Genomic DNA, 20701 nt, shown 5'->3' with positions numbered 1-20701 from the left:
CTGGAAGCCGGACTTGACCTAGTACGACAGTCGGGCGTCATGCCCGGGGTGCAAAGGCGTCAGCGCCCCTCGCGTGCCATGGCCATCAGACGCGCGATGCGCTCTTCGGTGGCCGGGTGGGTCGAGAACAGGCCGCGCAAGCCACCGCCGGACAGCGGGTTCATGATCATCATCTGGGCCGTCTCCGGGTGGGCTTCGGCGGCTTGCAGCGGAATGCCCTGGGCATAACGGTGGATCTTGTCGAGTGCGCTGGCCAGGGCTGCGGGATCGCCGCTGATCTCTGCGCCGCCGCGGTCGGCTTCGAACTCGCGCGCCCGACTGATGGCCATCTGGATCAGGCTGGCGGCCAGCGGCGCGAGGATGGCCACGGCGATGCCGGCAATCGGGTTGGTGGGCCGGCCCTCGGAGTCGCGGCCGCCGAAGAACACGGCGAAGTTGGCCAGCATCGAGATCGCACCGGCCATGGTGGCGCTGATCGTGCTGATGAGGATGTCGCGGTGCTTGACGTGGGCCAGTTCATGCGCCATCACGCCACGCAGCTCGCGCTCGGTCAGCACGTTGATGATGCCCGTGGTGGCGGCCACGGCGGCGTTGTCCGGGTTGCGGCCGGTCGCGAACGCATTGGGGGCCCGCTCGTCGATCAGGTAGACCTTGGGCATCGGCATCTGGGCCCGCTGCGCCAGTTCGCGCACCATGCCGTAGAAGCGCGGTGCCGAGGTCTCGTCGACCTCCCGCGCGTTGTACATCTTCAGCACCATCTTGTCGGAGAACCAGTAGCTGAAGAAGTTCATGCCCAGCGCCACGACCAGGGCCATCATCATGCCGGCGCGGCCCCCGATCATGGCGCCGATGGCCATGAACAGGGCGGTGATGGCCGCCATCAGGATGGCGGTTTTCATCATGTTGAACATCGTGAGGACCCTCCTTGGTCCAGGAAAACCAGCGGGCGACGGGCGCCCCGAAACACCGATTAGATGCGGACGCCCGTGGCCCGTTCAAGTCAATGCGGCCGGCAAAACCGTGCTTTGCAGAAATTCACGCGCGCCAAGCTGTTTGCCGCCCGGTTTCTGCAGGGTGTGCAAGGCCAGGGCCTGCTCGCCGCAGGCCACCACCAGGGTGTCGCCCTGCGCGTGCAGCACCTCGCCGGGCTGGCCGCTGGCGGGCACCACACTGGCCGCCCACACCTTGATGGTGTCGGCCCCCTTCGCCGCGCCGGGCAAGGTGAAGGTGCAGCCCGGGAACGGGTCGAAGGCGCGCACCCGGCGTGCCAGGGCGGCCGCGGGCTGGCGCCAGTCGATGGCGGCCTCGGCCTTGTCGATCTTGTGTGCGTAGGTCACCCCTTCTTCAGGCTGAGGGGTGCGTGGCATCCCGCCGGCTTGTGCCTGGTGCAGCGCGTCGACGATCAGCCGGCCGCCGAGCGCCGCCAGGCGGTCGTGCAGGGCGGCGGTGGTGTCGTCCGGGCGGATCGCCTCGCGCTCGATCAGCAGCATGTCGCCGGTGTCCAGTCCCGCGTCCATCTGCATGATGGTGATGCCGGTGTCGGCATCGCCCGCTTCGATGGCGCGGTGAATGGGGGCAGCACCCCGCCACCGTGGCAGCAACGAGCCGTGGATGTTCAGGCAGCCGAGCCGCGGCAGGTCGAGCACCCATTGCGGCAGGATCAGGCCATAGGCGGCCACCACCATCACGTCCGGTGCGGCGGCCTGCAGGGCCTCCCGCGCGGCGGCGGCTTCGTCCGGGTACTTGCCGTCGAGCTTCAGGCTGTGCGGCTGCGCCACCGGAATGCCATGGGCCATGGCCAGCTGCTTGACGGCCGAGGCCTGCAGCTTCATGCCGCGACCCGCCGGTCGGTCAGGCTGGGTCAGCACCAGCGGCACCTCGTATCCGGCGGCCAGGATGGCGGCCAGGGCTTCGCGGGCGAACTCCGGCGTGCCCGCGAACGCGACCTTCAGCGCGCTCATGCGGACTGCTGCTCGTCGCGGGCGCGCTTGACCAGTTTGGTCTTGATGCGGTTGCGCTTGAGGGGCGACAGGTATTCGACGAACACCTTGCCCATCAGGTGGTCGAGCTCGTGCTGCACGCACACGGCCAGCAGCTCGTCGGCATCGAACTCGTACACCTCGCCATCGCGGTTGGTGGCGCGCACCCGAACGCGGGCATGGCGGTCGACCTTGTCGTAGATCGTCGGCACCGAAAGGCAGCCTTCTTCCCACACGATCATCTCGTCGCTGGCCTGGATGATCTCCGGGTTGATCAGCACCATCGGCTGGTTGCGCTCCTCGCTGGTGTCGATCACCACCACGCGCTCGTGCACATCCACCTGGGTGGCCGCCAGGCCCACGCCCTTGGCGTCGTACATGGTTTCCAGCATGTCGTCCACCAGCTGGCGAACGCGGTCATCGACCTGTGCCACGGGTTTGGCCACCGTGTGCAGACGGGGGTCGGGAAACTTCAGGATGGGCAACAGGGCCATGGCAGCTCGGGGGATTTCAGCGGGGTGGAATGTGGATGGGGCGCAACGACGCGTTCGCCCAAGGGCGGGTATCGGGCCGTAACACCGGGCAATTTTCGTTGCGACTGCCCGGTTTTTGCGGGCAGAATCGTTCGATCACTGACCAGATTTTGCCGAATCCGGGGAGTCCTTGCTGGATGAAATCCCTTCGGCGGTTTTCGGAGACCGATTTCATGAGCGAGCGATCACTGCCCCCGGGGCTGGCAGGCGTTCTGGGTTGCGGCCCCGCCCGCCGGCGGTATGCCCCGGTGGCCCGGGCGGCTGTCCTGGCCCTGTTCGCCCTGGGCGCCGCCCAGGCTGGCGCCGAACCCAACTTTCCCGTCACCCCGCAGCAGAAGGCCACGGCTCAGAAGGTCGCCGAGGCCGGCGTGCCGCTCTCCGAGCTTTCTCCCAACGCGCCGGACAGCTACACCGTCAAGCGGGGCGACACGCTCTGGGACATCGCCACGCTGTTCCTGAAGTCGCCCTGGCGGTGGCCGGAGCTGTGGGGCATGAACCTGCAGCAGATCCGCAACCCCCACCTGATCTTTCCGGGTCAGGTGCTGTTCCTCGACAAGCGCAATGGCCGCGCCGTGTTGCGTGTCGGGCAGCCGCTGGGTGCCTCGGGCGATGTCAAGCTCACCCCCCGTGTGCGCGAGGGCAGCCTCTACGACGCCATCGCCGCGGTGCCCATGCACCTGCTCGAGTCCTTCTTCAACGAGGCCGTCATCCTCGAAGACAGCCAGCAGCTGCTGACCGCCCCCCGCGTCGTGGCCACCCAGGAAGGGCGCGTGATGCTCTCTCGCGGGGAAACCGCCTACGTGCGCGGCGAGCTGGGCAATGTGCGTGACTGGCGGCTGTTCCGCGAGCCTCGCCCGCTGCGCGACCCGGCCACCAAGGAGGTGCTGGGCTACGAGGCGCAGTACGTCGGCACCCTGTCGCTGCAGCGCGAAGGCGCCGAGGGCACCGGGGCCGATGGCAAGCCGCTCATCATCCCGTCGACCTTCACCGTCAACAGCATTCGTCAGGAAGCCTCGGTGGGTGACCGCCTGGCCCCCGTGCCGGTGCGCGAGTTCGACAGCCTGGTGCCCCACCCGCCGGCCCAGCCCATCAGCGGGGCGATCGCCTCCATTTACGGCGACGCGCTGGCGGCAGGGCAGCACCAGATCGTGGCGCTGAACCGGGGCACGCGCGATGGCCTGGCCCGTGGCAACGTGCTGGCACTGTGGCGCGATGGCCGCGTGGTGCGCGACATGACCCAGCCCGATCGTCCGCAGATGAAGTTGCCGGACGAGCGCCAGGGGCTGTTGTTCGTGTTCCGCGTGTTCGACCGCATGTCGTACGCGCTGATCATGAACACGCAGGATGCCGTCAAGGTGGGCGATCGCTTCACGCAGCCCTGATTGCCGGCACCTTTCCGTTGCGCCCACCCGATCGCCCGACAGAGGTGAGGGCGGTGCGCTTCGCTGACCGGGCCGAGGGCCCTTCAAGGGATGGATCACGATGAACTGGGCGCCTGGCTGCGCCTGTTGATGACGCCGCGCATCGGGCCCTTGCAGGCCCGGCGCCTGCTGGCGGCGTTCGGCTCGCCTCAGGCTGTGCTGGCAGCCACGCCGTCGGCCCTGGGCACCTTGCTGTCCGAACGGGATGTGGCGGCGCTGTGCCAGGTCCCGCCCGAGTTGCCGGCCGTCGTCGCCCGCACCGAAGCCTGGCTGGCTGCCAGCCCGCACCACCAGGTGCTGAGCCTGGCCGACGGCCGCTACCCGGCTGCGCTGCTGGACCTGGCCGATCCACCGCCCCTGCTGTTCGCGCAGGGTGACCTGGCCCTGCTGCAGCGGCCGGCTGTGGCGGTGGTGGGCAGCCGCCACCCGACACCGCAGGGCGCGGACAACGCGCGGGCCTTTGCCGCCGCGCTCAGCGAGGCCGGCGTGGTCATCGTGTCCGGGCTGGCGCGTGGGGTGGACGGTGCCGCCCATGAAGGCGCGCTCGAAGCGCAGTCGCGTTCGCTGGCTGCCGGCGGCACGGTGGCCGTGGTGGGCACGGGGCTGGACATCGTCTATCCCAAGGCCCATTCGGCGCTGGCCGCCCGCATCCGCGAACACGGGCTGCTGCTCAGCGAGTTCGTGCCGGGCACGCCGCCGCTGGCGGGGCACTTTCCCAAGCGCAACCGGCTGGTGGCCGCGCTGTCCCGCGGCACGCTCGTGGTCGAGGCCGCGGTCCAGTCCGGCTCGCTGATCACCGCCCGTCTGGCGGCCGAGCTGGGGCGCGAGGTGCTCGCCATCCCGGGCTCGATTCACGCACCACAGTCGCGGGGCTGCCATGCCTTGATCAAGCAGGGCGCGCGGCTGGTGGAAACCGCGCAGGACGTGCTGGACGAGCTGCATCTGCAGCGACCGGTATTGCAGGTGGGCGACCTGCTGCCCGACGAGAGCCCGCAGTCTTCCGCAGCGGGCCACGACGAGCCGACGGCCGACCCCGTGCTGGCCGCCATGGGCTACGACCCGGTCAGCCAGGAGGCGCTGTGCGCGCGAACCGGGCTGGGGCCAGCCGCGCTGTCGGCGCGCCTGTTCGAGCTCGAGCTGCTCGGCGAGGTGGCGCGCCTGCCCGGGCAGTTGTTTCAGCGCGTCGGGCGTGCCTGAGGGCGTGGGCGGCCCGGATGCCGGGCGGTGCTTCGCCCGCGTGCATCGGTGATACAAACAGGCCCGTGAGCACGACCGACATCCTGGTGCGCGACCTCGGCCTGGCCGACTACGCGCCCACCTACGCCGCCATGCAGGCCTTCACCGAGGCCCGCACCCCCGACACGCCCGACGAGCTGTGGCTGTGCCAACATCCCCCGGTGTTCACCCAGGGGCTGGCCGGCAAGCCCGAGCACGTGCTGCTCAACCCGCCGGGCGCCGGCCACATCCCGGTGGTGCAGACCAACCGGGGCGGGCAGGTCACGTTCCACGGCCCCGGGCAGGTGGTGGCCTATCCGCTGCTCGATCTGCGCCGGCGCGGCTACTTCGTCAAGGAATACGTCTACCGCATCGAAGAGGCCGTGATCCGCACGCTGATGCACTTTGGCGTGACCGGCCACCGCGTGGGCGGCGCCCCCGGCATCTATGTGCGCCTGAACGACCCGTTCTCGCACGCGGCGCTGACCACGCCGGCCGACCCGCGCGACCCGTTCAAGGGCCTGGGCAAGGTGGCCGCGCTGGGCATCAAGGTGTCCAAGCACTGCACCTACCACGGGGTGTCGCTCAACGTGGCCATGGACCTGTCACCGTTCCAGCGCATCAACCCGTGCGGGTATGCGGGCCTGGCCACGGTGGACCTGGCGGCACTGGGCGTGCAGGCCGACCCGGCCGAGGCCGCGGCGGTGCTGGCGCAGCAACTGGTGCAGCGGCTGGCGCCGTGACGGTATGCGCGGTGCGTTGGGGCCCGCTGCGCTGTGCCCCGGCAGGACGTCCCTTTTCCCCCGCCGGCGGGCAGATCGGCTAAAGTGGCGGATTGGCCGCGCCACCCGTGCGGCCTGTGTGGGCCACAGCCAGCCTATCCGGCTTTGCGTGTGCCCCTTCCGGCAGCCACGCCACCTGACCCCGCGCCATGACCACTGAACGCACCCCGTCCGCACCGGCCCCCGATACCCCCACGGCCGCCGGTTCCGCCAGCTACGACCCCAGCGCCAAGCAGAAGGCCCAGGCCAAGACCGCGCGCATCCCGATCAAGATCGTGCCGGCAGGCGAAGTGCTGAAGAAGCCGGACTGGATCCGGGTCAAGGCCGGATCGCCCACCACGCGCTTCTACGAGATCAAGGAGATCCTGCGCGAGCACAAGCTGCACACGGTGTGCGAGGAGGCCTCGTGCCCCAACATCGGTGAATGCTTCGGGCACGGCACGGCCACGTTCATGATCATGGGCGACAAGTGCACGCGCCGCTGCCCGTTCTGCGACGTGGGCCACGGCCGCCCTGACCCGCTGGATGTGAATGAGCCGGCCAACCTGGCCAAGACCATTGCGGCCCTCAAGCTCAAGTACGTGGTGATCACCTCGGTCGACCGCGATGACCTGCGTGACGGCGGCGCCGGGCACTTCGTCGAGTGCATCAAGCAGGTCCGCGAGCAGTCGCCGGCCACGCGCATCGAGATCCTCGTGCCCGACTTCCGCGGCCGTGACGACCGCGCGCTCGAGATCCTCAAGGCCGCGCCGCCCGACGTGATGAACCACAACCTCGAGACGGCGCCGCGCCTGTACAAGGAAGCGCGCCCGGGCTCGGACTACCAGTTCAGCCTGAACCTGCTCAAGAAGTTCAAGGCACTGCACCCCGATGTGCCGACCAAGAGCGGCATCATGGTCGGCCTGGGCGAGACCGACGACGAGGTCTACCAGGTGATGCGCGACATGCGGGCGCACGACATCGACATGATCACCATCGGCCAGTACCTGGCACCCTCGGGCCACCACCTGCCGGTGCGCCGCTACGTGCACCCCGACACCTTCAAGGCCTACGAGCAGGCTGCGATCGAGATGGGCTTCACCCACGCGGCCGTGGGCGCCATGGTGCGCTCGAGCTACCACGCCGATCAGCAGGCCATGCAGGCCGGCGTGGCGGTCCCCGGCGGCTGAGCCGGTTCGCTCAGAAGGTGCCCACGAGCGACCCCAGCGCGATCACCACGGCCAGCGCCAGGATGGGGCCGGCCACGGCCACAACCGCGATGTCCGCATACGACTGACGGTGCGTCATGCCGCTGATGGTCAGCAGCGTGATCACCGCGCCGTTGTGGGGCAGCGCATCCAGGCCGCCGGTGGCGATGGCCGTGACGCGGTGCAGCAGCGCGGGCGAGATGCCGGCTGCTTGACCGAGCTGCAGGTAGGTGTCGCCCAGCGTCTGCAGCGCGATGCTCATGCCCCCGGAGGCCGAGCCCGTGATGCCGGCCAGCACGTTGACGGCCACCGACAGCGAGATCAGCGGGTTGCCCGGCGCGATGCCGAGGACCGCATCGCGCACGAGCACGAAGCCGCTCAGTGAGGCGATGACCGCCCCGAAGCCCACCAGCGAGGCGGTGTTGAAGATGGGCATCACGGACGCCGCGGCGCCGGCGTCGAGCAGGGCCGTCAGCTTGCCGAGACGGTGGTACTGGGTGGCCGCGATCAGCACGATGGCCGTGCCCAGGGCCACGATGATGGCCCACACGCCCCGCACCGCGCTGATGTCGGTCGGTCCATACAGCGCCTCGGCCAGGTAGGCCGTGTCCCAGCGCGGCAGCAGCACCTCGGCCAGCAGGTAGTTCAGCGCCACCACCAGCACGATGGGCGCGAGCGCCATGCCCGGCGAGGGCAGGGACGCGACCACGGGCGGTGCCGCCTCGGGGGCATCGACGCCTGCGCCTTGCGCGTGCGCACGCAGCGGGGCCTCGTCCACCGGCGGCGCGATGGCGTCCCCGGCCACGCCGAACCCTTCGCCGGCCGCTGCCGCCTGGCGCGCCCGGTACCCCAGCCACAGCAGGCCCACGCCCAGCATCACGGCACTGGCGATCAGGCCCAGGCCGGGCGCGGCGAACGGCGTCGTGCCGAAGTAGGGCATGGGGATGGCGTTCTGGATGGCCGGCGTGCCCGGCATGGCGGTCATCGTGAAGGTGAAGGCACCGAGCGCGATGGCCGCCGGGATCAGGCGTGCCGGCACCTCGGCCGCACGGAACAGCGCCACCGCGATCGGGTAGACGGCGAAGGCGACGACGAACAGCGACACGCCGCCATAGGTCAGCAAGGCACAGGCGCCGACGACGGCCAGGATGGCACGCCCGGCGCCCAGCAGGCGGACCATGCCCTGCGCGAGCGCCTGGGCCGCCCCGCTGGCCTCCATCAGCTTGCCGAACACGGCCCCCAGCAGGAACAGCGGGAAATACAGCGTGATGAAGCGGCCCAGCGCCGGCATGAAGACCTGCGTGTAGCTGGCGAGCAGGGGCGCGCCGCTGAAGGCCACGGCCAGCAAGGCGGCCACCGGCGCCAGCAGCAGCACGCTGATGCCGCGGTAGGCCAGGGCAATCAGCAGGGCCAGGGCAAGCAGCATTCCGATCAGGCTTTCCATTCGTCCTCCGTTCAGGCGTACTGGGACAGCGCCACGGTGCCGCGGCGCCCCAGGTGGGTGAAGTGGGTCTGCAGCCACTGGTCGGCCGCATCCCGGCCGATGCGGTGCAGGCGTTGCAACTGGGGCCAGCCCGCGTCCAGCTTGCTGCCTGCGCCGAGTCCGAGCAGCGCCTTTTCGGCATCGATGCGGTGCAGGCGCAAGGCTTCGACGTGGCGAAACAGCGTGGCCCGGCGAGGCGGCACATGCCCGGGCTCGTGTTCTTCGCGCAGCGCGGCCTGCACCAGAGCCAGGGTGCGCAGGTCTTTCAGCAGGGCGCCATTGAAGGTGATCTCGTTGGTGCGGTCCAGGATCTGCCGCGGCGTGACCGGCACGGCCTGCCGGAACGACGGGTTGATCTGGACCAGCACCAGGTCGTCGGTGCTCCCTTCGGTCATCAGCGGCAGCAGCGGGGGGTTGCCGACGAAGCCGCCGTCCCAGTAGGCCTCGCCCTCCACCGTCACGCTGCCGAACAGCAGCGGCAGGCAGGCCGAAGCCATCAAGGCGTCTGCGCTGAGTTCATGCTGGCGGAACAGCTTCAGTGCGCCGGTCTGCACGTGCGTGGCCGAGATGCAGACCTTGACCCGGTTGCAGCGGCGCACCCGGTCGAAATCGATGGTGTTCCGCACGATGTCGGCCAGGGCGTGGGTGCCCGGCAGAAAGCTGCGCGGCGACCACAGCGCCATCCAGCCGGCCATCCACTGCATGGGCAGGGGTGCCGGTGTGCCGTCTGTGCCTGAAAAGGTGTGCATCCAGCCACCCGGTGCCGCGCGGCCCACTGCTGTCCAGAAGCGCCGCAGGGCGTCCCGGGCACCGGCTCGGCCTCCCGCCTGCAAGCCATCCGCCAACACGGCCGCATTCATGGCGCCGGCGCTGGCGCCGCTGACCGCCTCGATTTCAAGCCGCTCGTCCTCCAGCAGCCGATCCAGCACGCCCCACGTGAACGCACCGTGAGACCCACCCCCCTGCAGGGCCAGCTTGACCTGCTTGCGCCGACGCGTTCCGCTCATGAGTGACGTGCCTCCTTGACCGTGTCGTTCCATTGTGCCGGCTGGGGGAGGGAAGGCCCGGATAGACGGTGATCACCAGGGGCGATGGCCCCTCCTTGGAAGGAAAGGCGTCCGTTTTTCTATGTTGTCGGCCTGCCGACAGTTATCATCACGTGGGACGCCGGTGTTTCAGGGTGTCGCAAAGACAACGAAATCGTGACCAGGGGTGGGACGATGTCCGCCAGTTCAAAGCAACAAGATTCCCAGGGATCGGGCCGTGTGGCCCTGACGCCGCGCCAGTTCGCTGTCGGCGCCCTGGTGGCCCGGGGGCTGACCAATGCCGAAGTGGCCGAACGCCTCGGGCTCAGTGTCGCCACCGTCAAGGTGTATCGCCGGGAAGCCATGCAGCGGCTCGGTGCGTCTTCCCCGGTGCAACTCGTCCGGCACTTTCTGGGTGTGCCGGCGTCGGCGGCCGTCGGCAACGTGGCTCGGCTGGTGCAGCCGCTTCAGGTGCATGTGGTGGATGCCGACGACGCCACGCGGCGGGCGCTGGTTCAGGCGCTCCGCCAGCGTGGCATTCCGACCCAGCCGCACCCCGACGTGGAAGCCCTGCTCGATGCCTGCACCCCGTGCGACACCGATGTCGTGCTGCTGGCCCTGACGCCACGCCAGGGGCCCATGGTCGACCCGCTGGATTTCGCTCCGCTCGCGGCTGTGCGGCACATCAGCCCATGCGGCCTGCTGGCATTGCTGCCGTGCTACCGCGCCCCGCACTGGACTGAAGCGCGGGAGCAGGGGGCCGACGGTGTCTTCTCAAGACCTGCAGAGCTGCGTGAACTGCACGCCGCCATCATGAACCTCTATGCCCGACTGGGCCATGGCGCGGCGGCCGACGTAGACTCGCCGGCATGGCCCGCAAATCTGCCCACGTCAGCGAAACCCCTGCAACCCAATGGCTCAAAGCTCACAGCGTGAGCTACACCGAGCACGCGTACGATTACGTTGATCACGGCGGCACGGCCGAGTCTTCGCGCCAGTTGGGGTGGCCCGAGCACCAGGTGATCAAGACGCTGGTGATGGAGGATGAGCGCGGCGCGCCCCTGATCATCCTCATGCATGGTGACCGGCAGGTCAGCACCAAGAACCTGGCGCGCGCCATCGGTGTGAAGTCGGTGCAGCCGTGCAAGCCCGAGGTGGCCCAACGCCACAGCGGCTACCTGGTAGGAGGCACGTCGCCATTCGGCACGCGCAAGGCCATGCCGGTGTACGTAGAGTCCAGCGTGCTGGCGCTGGACCGCATCCTGATCAACGGAGGCCGACGGGGGTTCCTCGTCGGCCTTGCATCCGAGGTGCTGACCGGGCCGCTGGGCGCGCGCCCGGTTCAGTGCGCGCTGTAGGGCGCAGCCCGGCCGTCAGCGCGAAAGTGCCTTGTCGGCCTGACCTGTGGGCGGCAGGCGCGCCTCGACATCTCGCGCGAACATGATGGCCGCCTGAAACAGCGAGTAGGTGTTGCGCAGCACGTCCTCCAGGGGCATGCGGCAGCGGTCGGCGACCCACTTGGTCGCGATGCGGGTGTTGGAGCCCACCAGGCCTTGTGCCAGGGTGTTGTGGTTGAGGCCGGCTTCGGGCAGGCGCGGGAACATCTGCGTCATGAAGCCCTGGATCAGCAGCGCAAAGTCTTCCTGCGCCTTGTCGAAGGCAGTCTGCATTTCGCCGCCCACGTTCAGGGCATCGATCAGCGCGACGCGCGCGCGCCGCGGGTCATCGCGGATGAACTCGAAGAAGGCTCGCAGGGCCGACTCGGCCAGCTTGTCGGGCTCGGGCTCGCTGCGGGCCAGCGCCATCACAGTGGCCTGCATCAGATCCCGGCTGACGTCGGCATACACGGCGCGGAACAGGTCTTCCATGCCATCGAAGGACTCGTAGAAGTAGCGCGAGGTGAGCTGCGCCTGCTTGCACACGTCGCGCACGGTGGACTGGTGGTAGCCCTGCTCCCCGAACACCGCCAGCGCCGCTTCGATCAGGCGGGCGCGGCGCTGGCGCTGGCGTTCTTCCGAGTCGATGCCGCCATACCGCCGGCCGGTCGTCCCCGCACTGGAGGGGGTCTCAGGGTTAACCCGATTTCTGGAAACGGACATTGTCAAATAGTATTTTCTGAAATTGATCGTTGTCAAATCCGGCGCGCCGCGTGGCGTGTGCGCCCGGGCGTGGGGCCGACAGGACGATCTCCCACGCAGGACTGCAGCGCAGTGCACAAAAGTATGGCATGCCAGGGCCTTTTTGCCGCCCCCGTGTGCACACGGATGTGATCTGACTGCAAACCGAACCGGGTGGGCTGACAGCGCGCGACCCCTCCGTCTCTGCTCCCCGCACATTCACACCAGGCACCACTCATGAAGGACTTCCGCAACAAGGTTGCCGCCATCACCGGCGCGGCATCGGGCATGGGCCGCACGCTGGCGCTGGAGCTGGCCCGGCGAGGCTGTCACCTGTCGCTGAGCGATGTCAATGACAAGGGGCTGGCCGAGACCGCCGACATGGTCGGTCGGTTTGGCGTGCGCGTCACGACGGCCAAGGTCAACGTGGCCGACCGGGACGCGGTGTGGGCCTGGGCCGAGCAGACCGCGCGCGACCATGGCAAGGTCAACCTGGTCTTCAACAACGCGGGCGTGGCCCTCGGTGCCTTTTGCGAGAGCGTGAGCCTCAAGGACTTCGAGTGGATCATGGGCATCAACTTCTGGGGGGTGGTGCATGGCACGCAGGCCTTCCTGCCTCACCTCAAGCAGGCCGGCGAGGGCCACATCGTCAACACCTCCAGCCTGTTCGGGCTGCTGGCCACGCCCACGCAGGGCACGTACAACGCCAGCAAGTTTGCGGTGCGCGGCTTCACCGAGGCGCTGCGCCAGGAGCTGGACATGGCCCGCTGCGGTGTCAGCGCGACCTGCGTGCACCCGGGCGGCATCCGCACCAACATCGCCCGGGATGCCAAGATGGACGCCAGCATCGACAAGGCGACCGGCGGCAAGGCCGACGTGGCCCGCGCCAAGTTCGACAAGCTGCTGAACACCACCAGTGCCGAGAGCGCCGCGCTGCAGATCCTGCGGGCGGTCGAGCGCAATGACCGTCGCGTGCTGGTCGGGATGGACGCCCGCTTCCTCGACAAGCTGGTGCGCCTGCTGGGCAGCGCCTACCAGCCGCTGACCACCTTCTTCGCCAAGAAGAGCATGCTGGGCTGATGCCGGCCCGCGCCGCATTCCCCCCCTCACCCGAAGCCCCACCCGCCGCCATGTCTGCCGTCCTGCACGCCGCCCCAGCCCCTTCCGGCCGATCGTCGCCCGTCCAGCGCACCTACGAGCCCGTGCCCGGCCTGCGGGAACGCGTGATGTCGGCCCTGATGCGCACCAGCCTGCGCCTCATGTTCAAGCCCGTGATCAAGCCGCCGATGCCGGTCGGCCTGCAGCGGGCCGTGCTGCACACGCTGTCGGTGTCGATGCCGCCGGGCGGCGGGGTGAAGGTCGAACACATCCGCATCGGGAACATGGCCGCCGAGCGCATCACGCCCAAGGCCACGCCGAAGCCGAAGCACGCCATGCTGTACCTGCACGGGGGCGCGTTCTGCGCCGGCAGCCCGCGCAGCCACCGCAGCATCACCACGCGCCTGAGCCGCATGGCCGACTGCGAGGTGCTGGCGATCCACTACCGCCGCGTGCCGGAGCATCCCTTTCCTGCGCAGATCGAAGACTCGGTGGCGGGCTACAAGGCCTTGCTCGAGCGCGGCTACCGGCCCGAACACATCGCCGTGGGCGGGGATTCGGCTGGTGGCACGCTGACCCTGCTGGTGTTCAAGGCGCTGGAACTGGCGGGCCTGCCCACGCCGAAGTGCCTGGTGATGATGTCGCCGGCGTTCGACGCCAAGCTCAACAGCGACAGCGTGAAGAAGTACAAAAAGCTCGATCCGATGATCAACATCGAGTGGGGCATGCAGGGCTTTGCCTGGTACCGCCCGCAGCATGACCACCCGCTGGCGTTTCCCAAACGCCAGGACCTCAGCACGCTGCCGCCCACGCTGGTGCAGGTCGGCGAGATCGAGGTGCTGCACGACGATTCCGTGTGGCTGCTGCACGCCGCCAAGCGCTTCGACCGCCCGGTGGAGCTCGAGGTCTACAAGGGCCGCTGGCACGTGTTCCAGATCCACGCCGGGCTGATGCCGAGCGCGACACAGGCGCTGGCACGTCAGGCCGCATTCATGAAGCTGCACTGGGGCGCCTGACGCGGCCGCCCGCGACGTTTCGCGTCACGGCACAAGACAAAGCCACCCCGCGGGGTGGCTTTGTCGTTCAAGGCGGGGCTCAGGCGAAGACGGGGCGTGGGCCGCCCCCCGGCTCACGCCGCTTTTTTCCGCCGCGCCATCTCGGCAAGGGCTTCGTCGCGCAGGTCCTTGCGCAGGATCTTGCCGACGTTGCTCATGGGCAGGTCTTCGCGGAACTCGATGTACTTCGGCCGCTTGTAGCCAGTCAGCTGTTCCTTGCAGAAGGCGGCCACATCGTCTTCGGTCAGGCTGTAGTCCTTGCGCACCACGAAGAGCTTGACCGCCTCGCCCGAGCGCTCGTCCGGCACGCCGATGGCGCAGCACTCGGTCACGCCAGGGTGCAGGTTCACCACCTGCTCGATCTCGTTCGGATAGACGTTGAAGCCGGACACCAGGATCATGTCCTTCTTGCGGTCGACGATCTTGATCAGGCCGTCTTCGGCCATCACGCCGATGTCACCGGTGCGGAAGAAGCCATCGGCCGTCATGACCTTGGCGGTTTCCTCGGGGCGCTTCCAGTAGCCGGCCATGACCTGCGGGCCGCGCACGGCGATTTCACCGGCTTCGCCCAGCGCCACGGGCTGGCCTTGCTCGTCGAGCAGCGCCACCTCGGTCGAGGGCAGGGGGTAGCCGATGGCGCCGTTGTAGCTGCGGTTGTCCAGGCGGTTGACCGTGACCACGGGCGAGGTCTCGGACAGGCCGTAGCCTTCCACGATGGGCACGCCTGTGATGCGCTGCCAGGCCTCGGCCGTGGCCTGCTGCACGGCCATGCCGCCGCCGTTGCAGACCTTCAGGCGCGAGAAGTCGAGCTGCTCGAAATCGGGCTCGTCCACCAGCGCGTTGTAGAGCGTGTTGACGGCGGGGAACTGCGTGATCTTGAACTTCTTGAGCGTCTCGATGAGCTTGCCGATGTTGCGGGCGTTGTCGATCATGACGTTGAGCGTGCCCATGCGCGCGCTCAGAAAGTAGCACACCGTCAGTGCGAACACGTGGTACAGCGGCAGGGCCACCACGTTGACCAGCTGGCCCTCGACCTTGTCGAGCTCGGGCTTGAACCAGGCCTCGCACTGCAGGATGTTGGCCACCAGGTTGCGGTGGGTCAGCGTGGCGCCTTTGGAGACGCCGGTCGTGCCGCCGGTGTACTGCAGGAAGGCGACGTCGCTGCCGCGCAGCGAAGGGGCCGTGAACGGCAGGCCCTTGCCCGCGGTCAACGCCTGCTTGAAGGGCGTGACCTTGAGCCGGCCGCCAGCGGGCAGCTTGAAATCGATCACATGCTTGTCCACATTGCGGGACTTGTAGGTGACCCACGGGCCCTTGAGCGGGCCGAAGACGTCACCCAGCGACGCCAGCAGCAGATGGCGCACGGGGGTGCGGCCGATGACCTCCTGAACGGTTGGCCCGAAGTACTCGAGCACGATCAGGACATCGACCTCGGCGTCGTTGAGCTGGTGCTCCAGCTCGCGCGGGGTGTACATCGGGTTGACGTTGACCACGGCATGGCCGGCCCGCAGGATGCCGGCGATCGCCACCGCGTAGTGCGGGATGTTGGGCATCATCACGGCCACGCGCGCGCCCTTGGCCAGCTTCAGCGCCTGCAGCCAGGCCGCCAGATGCCGCGACAGGGCATCGACCTCGGCAAAGGTCCAGCGTGAGCCCAGGTAGGCCATCATGTCCTTGCGCGCGTGGGTGCTGAATGCCGACTCGAGCAAGGACACCAGCGAAGGGTGGCTGTCGGGATCGATCGTGGCCGGCACGCCGGGCCCGTATTGTTTCAACCAGGGTTTTTCCATGAGCTGCTGCCCCATCCAGAAGTGATGAACGACGTCATCTGAAAACGATGGATGTCATTTTGTATGACGTCGCGCAAGGTGTCATCCCTGGTTTGTGGGCAAGCACGGCCCCGCCCCTGCTGAGCGCGGGTTATCCCGGGTGTGCTGCATGAAAAAGCCCGGCGGGCACGTGGCACGCCGGGCTGGCGGGGGCAAGGCGGCCGTCCTTGCCGCCTTGAATCAGACAAAGCTGAAATGCTCGTTGTCCATTTGCATGACCGACCGGGTGGGCGACAGCATGGTCTTCTTGTGGCCGTCGGCACGGGGGGCCAGGCGCTCGAAGAAGAACTCGGCGGTCTGGATCTTGGCGGTGTAGAACTCCTTGGACTCCTTGCCGCCGCGGGCCAGCCGCTGCTTGGCCACGATGGCCTGCTTCAGCCAGAAGTGGCCCATCATCGCGAAGCCGGCGTACATCAGGAAGTCGTAGCAGGCCGCGCTGACGATGTCGCGGTCCTTGTTGGCGCGCAGCATGATCTTCAGCGTGATCCACTTCCACTCCATGGCCCGCTTGAACGAGGCCCGGGCCATCTTGCCGATGGCGTCGCCATCGAGCAGGTGCGGCCTGGCCAGCGCGACCATCTCGTTGGTGAAGTTGAAGACGCACTTGCCACGCGACTGCAGCAGGGTCTTGCGGCCCAGCAGGTCGAGCGCCTGGATGCCGGTCGTGCCTTCGTACAGCGTGGAGATGCGCGCGTCGCGGGCGATCTGCTCCATGCCGTGTTCCTTGATGTAGCCGTGCCCGCCGAAGACCTGCATGCCGAGGTTGGCGCACTCCAGTCCCATTTCGGTGATGAAGCCCTTGAGGATGGGCGTGTAGAAGCCCAGCTTGTCGTCGTACTCCTCGTACTTGGCCTTGTCGCCGGTGGCCACCCCGGCCACCATGTGGTCGGCCAGCTTGGCGGCGTGGTAGATCATCGCGCGAGCCCCTTCGGCCACGGCGCGCTGGGTGAGCAGCATGCGGCGCACGTCGGCGTGCCAGATCAGGGCGTCGTTCGGGTGGTCGGCGTCCTTCTTGCCCGACAGGGCACGCATCGAGCGGCGCTCCTTGGCGTAGGGCAGGGCGCCCTGGTAGGACAGTTCGGCGTGGGCCAAACCCTGCACGGCGGTGCCGATTCGGGCGGTGTTCATGAAGGTGAACATCGCTTCCAGGCCCTTGTTGGGCTCGGCAATCATGTAGGCGGTGGCGCCATCGAAGTTCATCACGCAGGTGGCCGAAGCGCGGATGCCCATCTTGTGCTCGAGCGCACCGGCGCGCACGTTGTTGCGCTCGCCCAGGCTGCCATCCTTGTTGACCAGAAACTTCGGCACGATGAACAGCGAGATGCCGCGCGTGCCCTTGGGCGCGTCGGGCAGGCGAGCCAGCACGATGTGGATGATGTTCTCGGCCAGGTCGTGTTCACCCGAGGAGATGAAGATCTTGGTGCCGGTGAGCTTGTAGGTGCCGTCACCGGCTGGCTCGGCCTTGGTCTTGACCTGCCCCAGGTCGGTGCCGCACTGGGGTTCGGTCAGGCACATCGTGCCCGTCCACTCGCCGCTGACCAGCGGCGGCATGTAAGTGGCCTTCTGCTCGGTGTTGCCAAACTGGAAGATGGTGTTCATGCAGCCCAGCGACAGGCCGGGGTACATGGTGAACGACCAGTTGGCCGTGCCCATCATTTCCGCCTTCAGCAGGTTGAGCGACATCGGCATTTCCTGCCCGCCGTACTCCTTGGGGTGCGACAGGCCCTGCCAGCCACCGGCCACGTACTCGGCATAGGCTTCCTTGAAGCCCTTGGGCGTGGTGACTTCGCCGTCCTTGAGCGTGCAACCTTCCAGGTCGCCCGGCAGGTTCAGCGGAGCCAGCACCTCTTCGCAAAAGGTGGCGCAGCCTTCGAGAATGGCGTCCACCATGTCGGGGGTGGCTTCTTCCCCGTTCGGCAGGCTCTTGTAGTGCCCTTCGTAGTCGAAGACTTCGTTGAGCAGGAAGCGCATGTCGCGCAAGGGCGTCTTGTACTGCGGCATTGGTCGTCACCTCGTCGTGTCAGGGGGCTGTCGAACGGTCTTTTGAAACGGTCGTTCGAATCTGGCGCATTTATAGCGCATTGCAGCCGCCCTGTGTCAAGGCACGCCCATTGCCAAAGGGGCCTTCCCCCGGAGCGAGGGGCCGGCTTTTCCCTTGCCGGCCCCGTGAGGTCACAGGCCCAGCAGGCCGTAGATCGGCTGCAGCAACCAGTCAAGCACGCCCGGCGTCAGCGTGTTCTGGGGGTTTTTCTGGGTCTCCACCGCGCGGATGGGGGTGCCCTTGCCATCGATCAGATCGTCCACCACCACTTTCAGGCTGCTGATGTTGGCTTCCTTGATGGCCGTGCCGGCAAAGGTCAGTGTGGTCAGCGTGTGCGACTTCAGCAGGTCACGCTGATAGGGCACGTAGTAGCCCACGTTCGGATAGGGCTTCATGGCGTCCACCCACTTGTTGACCTCGAGCGTCCACTTCTGGTTGAGCAGCGTGTCGCGCGGAACGCCGGACGGCGCGGCGGCAATCTCCGGGTAGAAAGAGGTGTAGGAGAACGCCGAGTAGATGCCGTCACGCTGCAGCGTGCTGAAGTTCAGCCGGTCCTGCGGAAAGATCTTGGCCAGGCCGGTGCTGAGCGAGCCCAGGTTCTCGGCCGTGCCCGCGTTCGGGTACAGCGTCAGCAGCTTGGTGACCAGGCCCTGCTCGCCATCCAGTCCCCACACGTCGCGGATCTTGTTGTGCAGCCGGACCGAGGGCGAGACCTCGGGGCTGTCCGTGCGGTTCACCTGGAACAGCGGACCCGAGTCGGCCAGCAGCGCCGACTTCTTCGGGTTCATGGCCAGGCGCACCCAGCCATAGTTGGCCGTGGCGCCCGCGCCGCCCGCCGAGAAGCCCGTCACCAGCAGCCGCTCGGGCTGCTTGAAATTCTTGCCCAGCCACTGGGCCATGGCGTAGCCGTTGACACTGCCGCGGTGGTACTGGGTGCGCGGCGTGCTGGTATCGGCGTCGTTGTAGACGGTGACCTTGTTGCCCGTGTGCACGTCACCCGTGCAATAAGGGGCATAGACGATGTTCCAGCTCTGCGTCTGCACCGATTGCAGCGGGTGCAGGCGCGCCGAGAACGGGGTGATCAGCCCCCCCAGCGCCACACCGGAGAGCCCGCCGTTCAGGATGCTGAAGATGTTGGTCATGTAGTCGGCAGGCACCCCGTTGGGGTTGGAGGCCGACAGGATGGACAGACCCAGCGGGCCCTCGCCCTTGCCTGCGCACGCGTTCTGATCCCAGCAGGCGCCGCCGCCTTCGAAGATCACGACGGTCTTGGTCGTGAACGGCGTGCGGTTGACGAAGAAGCGGTAGGGCGAGCCGTTGCCGCACGAGGCGCCGGTGCTGGCGGGCAGTTCGACGGCTTCCCATTGGAAGTAACCGGCGGACGCTGCCAGGGGCAGCACACATGCCGACAGCGCGGCAAGACGGATCATGGGGCGCATGGTGGACTCCTGTGTGTGTCGTTGGGGTGCTGCAGTCTAGGAAGCGGTGCCTGCGCACGCGATTGGGGAATCACCTTCGGGTGATTCCGCGCCGAACGTCGGCGTCGGGACAGTCCACGGGCCCCTGGCGGTGTAGCGCCTGGGCTGGCAGGTCGCGTTCGCCCCAACTCGGGGTGGCATGAACGCTGCTTGTATACAAGTCGGTGCATCACCTGAAGTGATCAGATTCAGGCGATGGCCTTGCGTGGTGCAGGCCGTCGGATCAGGTGGTGGTCTTCAACGTGTTGGTGCAAGGAGATGTGCATGTCACTGGATCAATGGAGCCGGCGTTCGTGGATCAAAGGCGTGGGTGCCTCGGGGGCGGGTCTCGCCCTGGGCGGGCTGTCCGGGCTCGCGCTGGCGCAGAAGCCGCTGGTGATCGGCATGATCTACGTCGGCCCCAAGGACGACTTCGGCTACAACCAGTCGCACTACGAAGCGGCCATGGCGATCAAGGCCATGCCTGGCATCAAGATGGTCGGTGAAGAGAACGTGCCCGAGACCCAGTCGGTGCAGAAGACCATGCAGGGCATGATCTCGCAGGACGGTGCCACGCTGCTGTTCCCGACCTCCTTCGGCTACTTCAACCCGCACATCCTCGAGGTGGCCAAGAAGAACCCCGACGTGCGCTTCGCGCATTGCGGGGGCCTGTGGGATGCGGCCAAGCACCCCAAGACCGTGGGCAGCTTCTTTGGCTACATCGACGAATGCCAGTACCTGAACGGCGTGATCGCCGGCCACATGACAAAGTCGAAGAAGATCGGCTTCATCGCGGCCAAGCCCATCCCGCAGGTGCTGCGCAACATCAACGCCTTCACGCTGGGCGCGCGTTCGGTCAACCCGGCCATCACCTGCTCGGTCATCTTCACGGGTGACTGGTCCATGCCCGTCAAGGAGGCCGAAGCCACCAACAGCCTGGCCGATCAGGGGGTGGATGTGTTCACCATGCACGTCGACGGCCCCAAGGTCATCGTCGAGACCGCTGCCAAGCGCGGCAAGTTCGTGTGCGGCTACCACGCCAGCCAGGCCAAGCTGGCGCCCAATGCCTATCTGACCGGCGCCGAGTGGAACTGGATCACGCCTTACAAGCAGATCGTCGAAGCCGCGCGCACCGGCAAGCCCCATCCGAACTTCCTGCGGGGAGGCCTGAAGGAAGGCTTCGTGAAGACCTCACCCTATGGCGCGATGGTGCCGGAAGGCGCGCGCAAGCAGGCCGACGCCATCAAGGCCGCGATGCTGAAGGACGAGTTCGAGATCTTCACCGGCGAGATCAAGGACAACACCGGCAAGGTGGTCGTGCCCAAGGGCTCGGTGATGAAGCAGACCGACGTGGCGCTGGAAGGCATGAACTACCTCGTCGAGGGGGTGATCGGCAAGATCTGATCGACCCGCTCTGTCCGGTCAGGCTCGCCGATTGAGCCTGATCGGCAGACAACCAGCCACTCCGTTACCGGGATC

At 67.6% G+C, this 20701-nt stretch carries 18 protein-coding genes; 9 read left to right on the top strand and 9 right to left on the bottom strand.

Annotation, left to right across the window (positions count from 1 at the left end; genetic code table 11):
* Nucleotides 1-59 precede the first annotated feature (59 nt).
* The 3 genes from htpX to def form a co-directional block, all read right to left on the bottom strand.
* Nucleotides 60-911 carry a zinc metalloprotease HtpX gene (gene htpX / locus QZ709_RS03895; protein ID WP_294636025.1) on the bottom strand — a complete coding sequence of 284 codons (852 nt, stop codon included), beginning with the start codon at nt 909-911 and terminating at the stop codon, nt 60-62.
* Between the two features lie 84 nt (nt 912-995).
* Complete coding sequence (gene fmt / locus QZ709_RS03890; RefSeq protein WP_294636087.1) at nt 996-1952, bottom strand: methionyl-tRNA formyltransferase; 957 nt, start codon at nt 1950-1952, stop codon at nt 996-998.
* A gap of 5 nt (nt 1953-1957) precedes the next feature.
* On the bottom strand, nt 1958-2473 hold the full coding sequence (gene def / locus QZ709_RS03885; protein ID WP_294636024.1) for a peptide deformylase: 516 nt from the start codon (nt 2471-2473) through the stop codon (nt 1958-1960).
* Nucleotides 2474-2685: 212 nt separating this feature from the next.
* Here def and QZ709_RS03880 point away from each other — a divergent pair, with 212 nt between their 5' ends.
* The 4 genes from QZ709_RS03880 (at nt 2686) to lipA (ending at nt 7099) form a co-directional block, all read left to right on the top strand.
* The gene (locus QZ709_RS03880; RefSeq protein ID WP_294636023.1) at nt 2686-3894 is read left to right on the top strand and encodes a LysM peptidoglycan-binding domain-containing protein; all 1209 of its coding nucleotides are present in this window, start codon (nt 2686-2688) and stop codon (nt 3892-3894) included.
* A 90-nt stretch (nt 3895-3984) separates the two neighbouring features.
* Nucleotides 3985-5130: a DNA-processing protein DprA gene (gene dprA, locus QZ709_RS03875; RefSeq protein WP_294636022.1), complete on the top strand. Its 1146-nt coding sequence runs from the start codon at nt 3985-3987 to the stop codon at nt 5128-5130.
* Between the two features lie 80 nt (nt 5131-5210).
* The gene (gene lipB, locus QZ709_RS03870; protein WP_294636086.1) at nt 5211-5891 is read left to right on the top strand and encodes a lipoyl(octanoyl) transferase LipB; all 681 of its coding nucleotides are present in this window, start codon (nt 5211-5213) and stop codon (nt 5889-5891) included.
* 188 nt (nt 5892-6079) lie between these two features.
* Nucleotides 6080-7099: a lipoyl synthase gene (lipA, locus tag QZ709_RS03865; protein ID WP_294636021.1), complete on the top strand. Its 1020-nt coding sequence runs from the start codon at nt 6080-6082 to the stop codon at nt 7097-7099.
* Between the two features lie 10 nt (nt 7100-7109).
* Here the strand turns inward: lipA and QZ709_RS03860 are convergent, their stop codons facing one another.
* Together QZ709_RS03860 and QZ709_RS03855 are read right to left on the bottom strand one after the other, a co-directional pair.
* Nucleotides 7110-8561: a GntP family permease gene (locus tag QZ709_RS03860; protein ID WP_294636020.1), complete on the bottom strand. Its 1452-nt coding sequence runs from the start codon at nt 8559-8561 to the stop codon at nt 7110-7112.
* Between the two features lie 11 nt (nt 8562-8572).
* Nucleotides 8573-9607, bottom strand: coding sequence for a patatin-like phospholipase family protein (locus tag QZ709_RS03855; protein ID WP_294636019.1), 1035 nt, complete (start codon nt 9605-9607; stop codon nt 8573-8575).
* Between the two features lie 213 nt (nt 9608-9820).
* Between QZ709_RS03855 and QZ709_RS03850 the strand changes: the two genes are divergently transcribed.
* Nucleotides 9821-10561 carry a LuxR C-terminal-related transcriptional regulator gene (locus tag QZ709_RS03850; RefSeq protein WP_294636018.1) on the top strand — a complete coding sequence of 247 codons (741 nt, stop codon included), beginning with the start codon at nt 9821-9823 and terminating at the stop codon, nt 10559-10561.
* Nucleotides 10495-10983 carry an aminoacyl-tRNA deacylase gene (locus tag QZ709_RS03845; protein ID WP_294636017.1) on the top strand — a complete coding sequence of 163 codons (489 nt, stop codon included), beginning with the start codon at nt 10495-10497 and terminating at the stop codon, nt 10981-10983. The genes QZ709_RS03850 and QZ709_RS03845 overlap by 67 nt, the downstream gene beginning before the upstream one ends.
* A 15-nt stretch (nt 10984-10998) precedes the next feature.
* Here QZ709_RS03845 and QZ709_RS03840 read toward each other — a convergent pair whose 3' ends face one another.
* Nucleotides 10999-11724 (bottom strand): TetR/AcrR family transcriptional regulator, encoded by a 726-nt coding sequence (locus QZ709_RS03840; RefSeq protein WP_294636085.1) that lies wholly within the window; start codon nt 11722-11724, stop codon nt 10999-11001.
* A 255-nt stretch (nt 11725-11979) separates the two neighbouring features.
* Between QZ709_RS03840 and QZ709_RS03835 the strand changes: the two genes are divergently transcribed.
* Nucleotides 11980-12822 carry an SDR family oxidoreductase gene (locus QZ709_RS03835; RefSeq protein WP_294636016.1) on the top strand — a complete coding sequence of 281 codons (843 nt, stop codon included), beginning with the start codon at nt 11980-11982 and terminating at the stop codon, nt 12820-12822.
* 50 nt (nt 12823-12872) lie between these two features.
* Nucleotides 12873-13856, top strand: coding sequence for an alpha/beta hydrolase (locus QZ709_RS03830; RefSeq protein ID WP_294636015.1), 984 nt, complete (start codon nt 12873-12875; stop codon nt 13854-13856).
* A gap of 113 nt (nt 13857-13969) precedes the next feature.
* Here QZ709_RS03830 and QZ709_RS03825 read toward each other — a convergent pair whose 3' ends face one another.
* The 3 genes from QZ709_RS03825 to QZ709_RS03815 form a co-directional block, all read right to left on the bottom strand.
* A complete protein-coding gene (locus QZ709_RS03825) occupies nt 13970-15685 on the bottom strand; it encodes an AMP-binding protein (RefSeq protein ID WP_294636014.1) in 1716 nt (571 codons plus the stop codon).
* A 219-nt stretch (nt 15686-15904) separates the two neighbouring features.
* On the bottom strand, nt 15905-17725 hold the full coding sequence (locus tag QZ709_RS03820) for an acyl-CoA dehydrogenase C-terminal domain-containing protein (RefSeq protein ID WP_294636013.1): 1821 nt from the start codon (nt 17723-17725) through the stop codon (nt 15905-15907).
* A gap of 171 nt (nt 17726-17896) precedes the next feature.
* Nucleotides 17897-19204 carry a pectin acetylesterase-family hydrolase gene (locus QZ709_RS03815; RefSeq protein ID WP_294636012.1) on the bottom strand — a complete coding sequence of 436 codons (1308 nt, stop codon included), beginning with the start codon at nt 19202-19204 and terminating at the stop codon, nt 17897-17899.
* A gap of 303 nt (nt 19205-19507) precedes the next feature.
* On the opposite strand from QZ709_RS03815, the gene QZ709_RS03810 reads away from it, so the two are divergent.
* The gene (locus QZ709_RS03810; RefSeq protein ID WP_294636011.1) at nt 19508-20626 is read left to right on the top strand and encodes a BMP family ABC transporter substrate-binding protein; all 1119 of its coding nucleotides are present in this window, start codon (nt 19508-19510) and stop codon (nt 20624-20626) included.
* Nucleotides 20627-20701 lie beyond the last annotated feature (75 nt).

This window comes from uncultured Aquabacterium sp. (assembly GCF_913773725.1).
Lineage (GTDB): Bacteria > Pseudomonadota > Gammaproteobacteria > Burkholderiales > Burkholderiaceae_C > Aquabacterium.
Note: the sequence above shows the minus strand (reverse complement) of the source record. Positions and strands in the feature narration are given on the sequence as shown.